The organism is Megasphaera intestinihominis (assembly GCF_040096415.1).
Lineage (GTDB): Bacteria > Bacillota > Negativicutes > Veillonellales > Megasphaeraceae > Megasphaera > Megasphaera intestinihominis.
In genome coordinates, this window is the sequence record NZ_JBBMEU010000088.1 from 1 (window position 1) to 7,317 (window position 7,317).

General features: G+C 45.2%; 3 protein-coding genes. 2 read left to right on the forward strand and 1 reads right to left on the reverse strand.

Features of this window, described 5'->3' with window-relative positions:
• Window positions 1–189: 189 nt before the first annotated feature.
• Complete coding sequence (locus WMO23_RS10455) at window positions 190–372, forward strand: ESPR domain-containing protein (protein ID WP_349174020.1); 183 nt, start codon at window positions 190–192, stop codon at window positions 370–372.
• A 16-nt stretch (window positions 373–388) separates the two neighbouring features.
• Complete coding sequence (locus WMO23_RS10460) at window positions 389–6,439, forward strand: YadA-like family protein (protein ID WP_349174021.1); 6,051 nt, start codon at window positions 389–391, stop codon at window positions 6,437–6,439.
• 241 nt (window positions 6,440–6,680) lie between these two features.
• Here the strand turns inward: WMO23_RS10460 and WMO23_RS10465 are convergent, their stop codons facing one another.
• The gene (locus WMO23_RS10465; protein ID WP_349174023.1) at window positions 6,681–7,205 is read right to left on the reverse strand and encodes a hypothetical protein; all 525 of its coding nucleotides are present in this window, start codon (window positions 7,203–7,205) and stop codon (window positions 6,681–6,683) included.
• Between the last annotated feature and the right edge of the window lie 112 nt (window positions 7,206–7,317).

The window sequence follows — 7,317 nt, forward strand, 5'->3', positions numbered from 1 at the left end:
TCCAACGGACTTAGTGCAGGCCTTGTGTAAACTGGTTTCGTCAACTTCCGAGGTAGCGTAAAAGTTGTAAAGTGCTGTAGCTTTATAAAAAAATAAATAATCTAGAGGAATGCATTGTTTAGGAAGTGAAATGATGTTAAAATAAGAAAAAGTGCACCGTATAAAGTTTAAATCTATTAAAGGTGCTGAGTGTTATTTTATGCTATTTTTAATATAAAGGAGGCGATTAGATTGAATAGAATTTACAAGGTTATATTCAATCGCGCAAAAGGGCAGTACCAGGTTGTTTCAGAATTAGCAAAAAATGGCGGGAAAACGTCGGGTAATTCTCTATTAAGAACAATTATTAAATCGGGGGGGGGTACTGACTAGTACCGTATTAACAGCTGTGCTTGTATTTGGAAGTGCACTTTATGGTAGCGCTGAAGATGTTCATGTTCATGACGGTGATATTTTGAATGCCGGAACTAACATTTCTGTAACTTCTGTAACTAAAGACGAAACAACAAAGACAATCACAATATCCACTGATGGGGTCGCAACCAGTGTAGAAGTGGATGCAGTAAAAAAAGACGTACAAAAGAACCAAACAGATATTGCTGCCAATAAGACTGGAATCAATCAAAATGCCAATGACATCCAGCAAAACAAGACGGATATTGCGGTGAATAGAAATGCGATTACAGCCAATACAGGAAAAATCAAAAATAATACGGACGATATTACAGAGCTAAAAAATGTGAATTCTGCTTTGGGCTTGGATCAAACAAAACCGGGAATAAAGTATTTCCGTGCCAATTCCACTGGAGAGGACGCTGCGGCTGCGGGCGAAGATGCTGTTGCCATTGGTGTCAGTGCAAAAGCGAATGGCAAAGATTCTGTGGCTCTGGGCGATGATGCTCGTTCTGCTTCATCTGCTGAAAACAGTATTGCCATTGGCCGGAAAGCTGTCAGTGGCTCCTTTAATGATATGACCGGTGATGGCGACAGTTCTAATGTGGTTAAAGACGGAGGCATAGCAAGCATATCCATCGGTGATGCAGCCAATGCTCGGGGAAACTCTTCGATTGCACTGGGGGATGGAGCGACGGTCTATAATGATGGGACCAATGATCAGCTCAACGATAACAGCATGGCAATTGGAACTCAGGCTAGTACGGTTGCTTCGAATCATGCAATTGCGATGGGCAACAATGCTGCTGTGACGCAAAACAGTCATAGTGCTGCAGCGATTGGAGACAGCGCAAAGGCTGAGGCGGAAGGCGCACTGGCTCTGGGCAAAAGTACGGCTGCTTCTGGAGCTGACAGCATTGCGGTTGGAACAGAGGCAGCAGCCAGTGGGGCCGATGCCCTGGCTATGGGTAAGAGTGCACAAGCCAGTGGAGCTGATGCCTTGGCTATGGGTAAGAGTGCACAAGCCAGTGGGGCAGATGCCGTTGCTCTTGGAAACGGAGCTGTTGCTGGGGGCAGTGCTTCTGTAGTTTTGGGTAAAGATGCCAGTGCCAATGCCGTCCGTTCTGTCGTACTTGGTCCAAGTGCAGGCGTGGGTATGGTAGGAGACGTATTAGGGACGAAGGGATCCCATGTAGTCATTGGAGACGGTGCTGGCAACAATATTAACGGACAACAGAACATTGCAATTGGCTACAAAACGGGAAATGATGTCAAAAGCGACCATAATGTAGCCATTGGTTCTGAAGCTGGGACCAATATTGGGTCTAGCGGAAACACATCTGAAGGGAAAAATGTTTCCATTGGCTATCATGCCAATAAAAACGATTCTGCTGTATCGCGGATCCAGTCTACGGCTTTAGGCAGTGAGACGAAAGCTGCTGATGATGCCGTTGCAGTCGGGTATCAGGCACAGGCGAATGGAAATGGATCTACGGCAATCGGGTTTAACGCCCAGGCTGCAGATGCGGCCAGTGTAGCTTTAGGTCAGGGCGCCCAGGCTGCAGGCGGTAATGTTGCCATAGGCAATGACTCCGTGGCCAATGCCGCTATGATCAGTGGGACTGGGTATCTGACAGGACAGGCGGCTCCTAAGACTGCCGTTTCCGTCGGCAATGCATCGGCGCTGCGCCGTATTACCAATGTAGCTGACGGGGCACTGGATCAGGATGCCGTTACTGTGGCACAGCTCAAAAAATCAATAGACGCTACGGTAGCTCAGGTCAATGCGAATGTTTCTTCTGCAACGGCAAGCGGGGTATATTATGATACGGTCACTTCTGGAGATGGAGACAGTATTACCCTTCGTAATAATGACAATAAGGGAACGAAAATCCATAATGTCGCCGCAGGGACACTGGGGACTGATGCAGCGAATGTAGCTCAGGTCAATAAGATTGTTGATACGGCAAAAACACATTACTACTCTGTAAAATCTACCGATTTGAATAATTATGATAACGATTTGGCTACGGGTGAAGACTCTATGGCAGCTGGCGTGAGCGCCAAAGCTTTAGGGGACAGGAGTGTTGCGCTGGGGAATAATACAGGAGCGCAGAGTCTTGGCAGTATTACAGTGGGAGCCGGTTATGAAGATCCGGCTAAGTCGGGAAGCCTGAAACAGACTTTAGCCATCAGCGGTTATCAATATAACACGGCAATCGGGGCTGGCGCTCAGGCAGCCGGAAATAACTCACTGGCTATAGGGACTCTTGCGACGTCTTCTATAAAAAATGGTGGAAGCAGTGTAGATAAAGCGGTTGCCATTGGTTATTCTGCCGGTGTTTCTGATGACAAAGCCATCGCCATCGGCAGTGATGCCAAAAGTAACAGTAAAAGTGCTTCCGCTATGGGAGATACGGCTCAGGCACTGGCAGAAAACGCGCTGGCTATAGGAACAAACGCACGGGCAGCCGGTGTTTCTTCTGGGGCAATTGGCACCCAGAACCGGGTTACTGGGGCAAATACCTATGTCCTGGGCAGCCAGAACAGCACGGCTGCAACAGGTACAGCTGCTGATGTAAGTGCTTCGAATTCGGGAATCTTTGGGAATGAAAACCGTATGGAAGGGGACAGCAATCGTATTGTAGGGAATCAAAACGTGCTGAAAATGGAATCCCTGTCCAATAATTCTTCCAACTCGAAAACCTTTGAAAATATTTTTGTAACGGGTAACGATAATACGGTTACGGGCGATCCGGATACAAGCACAGCAGGCGATGCAGGCAGCGTATCTGATATTACTGTTACAGGTTCGAAAAATACCATCCAGGCCAAAAACCAGAAAAACAGGAATCTGACGGATATCCAGATCGTGGGGAACCAGAATACCGTTGATGCCACGACTCAAAACGCGGATTTGTCCAATACCCAGATTCTGGGGAGCCATGTAACGGCAACCTTGGGGAATTCCGTCTATCTTGGCAGCAATTCGGCTTATGTTGTATCGGGAGCCACTACAAAAGGAATGGATGTATACGACAGCGACGGGACATATCAGTACGCCGGGGGAACCCCTGCAGGTATTGTAACGGTGGGCTCCGCAGGGAAGGAACGACGCATCCAGAACGTTGCGGCCGGTCTGGTCAGCGCAAACAGTACGGATGCTGTGAATGGAAGCCAGCTTTACACCATGACTCGGCCTCTGCGGTTTGCCGGAGATAATTCGACCATCGGGACTACCTCAGGATCTGATGTCAATGTCCTCCATCGCGGTTCTGACCAGGCTATGTCCCTTTTGGGCGGCGCTGACGGTGATAAGCTGAGCGATAACAATATCGGTGTGGTTGCCGATGCGGCCAATAATACGATGACTGTAAAATTGGCAAAAGATGTGACTGGGCTGAACAGTATTACATCGAAAACCGTAAACGCTGAGACGGTAAAAGCCGGCGATACCACCGTCAATAATCAGGGAGTGACCATAGCTGGCGGACCTTCTGTGACTAAGGGAGGAATCAATGCGAATGGCACGAAAATTACCAACGTAGCTGCTGGTACAGCGGATACAGATGCTGTCAACGTCAGTCAGTTGACGAAACAGTCTGCTGATTTAACGGAAAAAGGGTTCGGATTAAAGGATCAGGATGGGAATATCGTCCACAAATCTCTGGGAGAGGATATTGAGGTTACCGGGGACGGCAAAAATATTTCTACGAAAGTGGAAAACGGAACGATGAAAGTGGTCCTGAACGATGATTTGAATGTAAACAGTGTAACTACCACCGATACGAACGGAAATAAGACCGTGACCCAGGGAAGCGGCATGACCATTACGGATAAAGATGGGAATGAGACAACGATTGGTGCTGGGGGTATTACGATCACGCCGAAAAATCCGGCACCAGGGACTTCTCCAGTTTCTTTGACAGAAAAGGGGCTGGATAATGGCGGCAATCAGATCCACAATGTGGCTGCCGGCACTGCTGGAACGGATGCGGTGAATGTCAGCCAGCTGAAAGATGAAATTGCCAAGAATGCCACCAAACTGGTAGACGGGAAAAATACGACAGTTACCGGTAACGGCACAAAAGATAATCCCTACGAGGTCAATGTCAATGACAATCTGAATCTGGGTGAAAAAGGCGAAAATGGTATAGACGGTTCCATCGGTGTGACGGGCAAAGATGGCTCAGCTGTTACCATCAATGGGAAAGATGGCTCTATCGGAATGAATGGAAAAGACGGGAAAGATGGGCTTACCATGAAATCTGCGAAGGGTCAGGATGGCGTGGATGGTGCTAATGGTATGACCCGTATTGTTTACGAAGATGATGGGCATGTCACCCATGAAGTTGCCACATTAGATGATGGACTGAAGTTTGCTGGAAATACAGGATCTGTGGCCAAAAAACTGAACAGTACCATGACCATCAAAGGAAATGGAACGAAAGCGGACACGGAATATGATGCGTCCAACATCAAGACTGTAGTGGATGCACAGGGAGATCTGGTCATCGGATTGGACAAGAATCTGAAGGCAGATACTGTTACCGTGGGCGGCCAGGGCAAAGACGGCGCTGATGGCATCAATGGGGCTATTGGTGTAAAAGGTGCTGATGGCAAAGATGGGGTTACCATTTCTTCTATAGGTAAAGACGGAACCAATGGTACCGATGGTCATATTGGCATTAATGGCAAGGATGGTGCTTCTGCTGACATCCATGTTGTAAAAGGGGCAAATGGAGTAGACGGCACGGATGGCTATAATGGCACGGATGGTATTGATCGGATCGTCTATGAAGATCACAATGGGAATACCCAGACGGTTGCCACTATGAACGACGGAATGAAGTATGGCGGTGACGTAGGGAATGTGATCAATAAAAAGCTCAATGGCCAGGTAAATGTAGTCGGGGGCATTACAGATTCTTCTAAACTGTCAACGGAAGACAATATCGGAGTGGTATCTGATGGAAGTGATAACCTGAAAGTGCGGCTTTCAAAAGATTTGAAAGGACTGGATTCGGTTACTACGAAGACTGTTACAGCAGACACTGGGAATATCACGACGGTAAATGCCAGCACTGTCAACGTTGGAGACACCACCATAACGACGGGAGGGATGACAATCCAAAATGGTTCCGCAGGTCAGGATGTTACGCTCAATAAAGATGGGTTGAATAATGGTGGAAATAAGATCACCAACGTAGCTCCTGGAGATATTTCATCGACCAGTACGGATGCTGTAAATGGAAGCCAGTTGTATGGCACGGAAACCCGGATTAATCGTTTGGGCAACCGAATCAATCATGTTGGCGCTGGGGCGGCAGCTCTGGCAGGGCTCCATCCTCTGGATTTTGATCCGGATGATAAATGGGATTTTGCAGCCGGGTACGGTAATTATAAAAATGCCAATGCAGTTGCTATTGGCGCTTATTATCGTCCTAATGAAGATACCATGTTTAGCGTAGGTGGGTCCTTCAGCGGCGGAGAGAATATGGTGAACGTTGGTGTCAGCTGGAAATTTGGGCAGAAGAGCCATATCTCCCGTTCACGTGTTTCCATGGCTAAAGATATGCTGGCTATGAAAAACCAGATTGAAACGCTGACGAAAAAATTGGCAGCCTATGAATCGGGTCAGCCTGTGAAATTGGCTCCTATAGCAACCGGAGCTATGACCTTCCCAGATGTACCGGAAAATCATTGGGCTTATGAGTATGTTAAGAACTTAGCGGAACGAGGTTATCTGAAAGGATATCCGGATGGAGAATTTAAAGGCGATAGAGCGATGACACGTTATGAATACGCAGCCATTATTTACAGGGCTTTACAAAATGGAGCGCCTTCGGATGGTAACATGACCCGTTCTGTAGATGACTTTGGTCCTGAATTGGTTAAAGTGCAGAATATCGATCGTTTCCGCGTAGACCGAATTTCCGGTAAAGATAATGATCGGCATAAGGTGGAACGTGTACGGGTAAATGATAAAGATGATAAAGCCCAAAATGTGTACCGTGATGTTTACGGAAACCATATTCAAAAGTAGGGCACAGTAGATAAGAAGTATAAAAGCGCCAGTTGCTCGAAAGGAGTGACTGACGCTTTTATATTAGTGTTGAATATAAAGTTGGGCTTGAAGATGGGTTACCAGTAGAAGTGTATAAGTATATAAAATATAGTTTTTTTATGATAGTGTTGATAGATGATATCTGGGAAAATTTTAAATTCTGATTGCAGTTTGACTTTTTTATTCATCATCACTTGGTTAATTTAATAGTTGGTGCATATTATAAACCACCAACACGGTTTAGAATATATTGGTCATTATTTTTGATTAAATTATAGAATTCGGATTTGCTATTTACCCATAGGCCTTCATTTTTTCCATTACCTGCAATCCAAGCCGGAGCTATGGTTTTTACTGAATATGATACATCATAATAGTGATTGTCTGTCTTACTGGTATCGTTTATTGGGCCATTAATTCGATTAATTTTATAATCAAAAATTTGATTTTTAGTGAATAATTTCTCGGATTTATAATAGTCAAATTCTTGGATTAGTATTTTATTAACAATTTCTTTTTCTGATAATCCCTCTACGTCTGATATTGCTATGTGATTATATTGAACCTTTTCGGATGGTATGGATTTATACGAATAGAATAATAAATATACAACTCCTATTAGTATAATCACTATAGTTTTTGTTTCTATTTTCTTAGCCTTAATGCATTTATAGATGGTAATAATTATCACAAGAAAAGTGACAATATATAATAAAAACAAAGAATCATTTATAAATATAATCATTTTTAATATCACCTATTTTCGAAAAGCACAATAGAATATAATGGGCCCCTTGTCAAGACCACGTTCTAAAATTTTAAGAGTGGCAGTAAGCAGAATTATTCTAAGCAGCGAA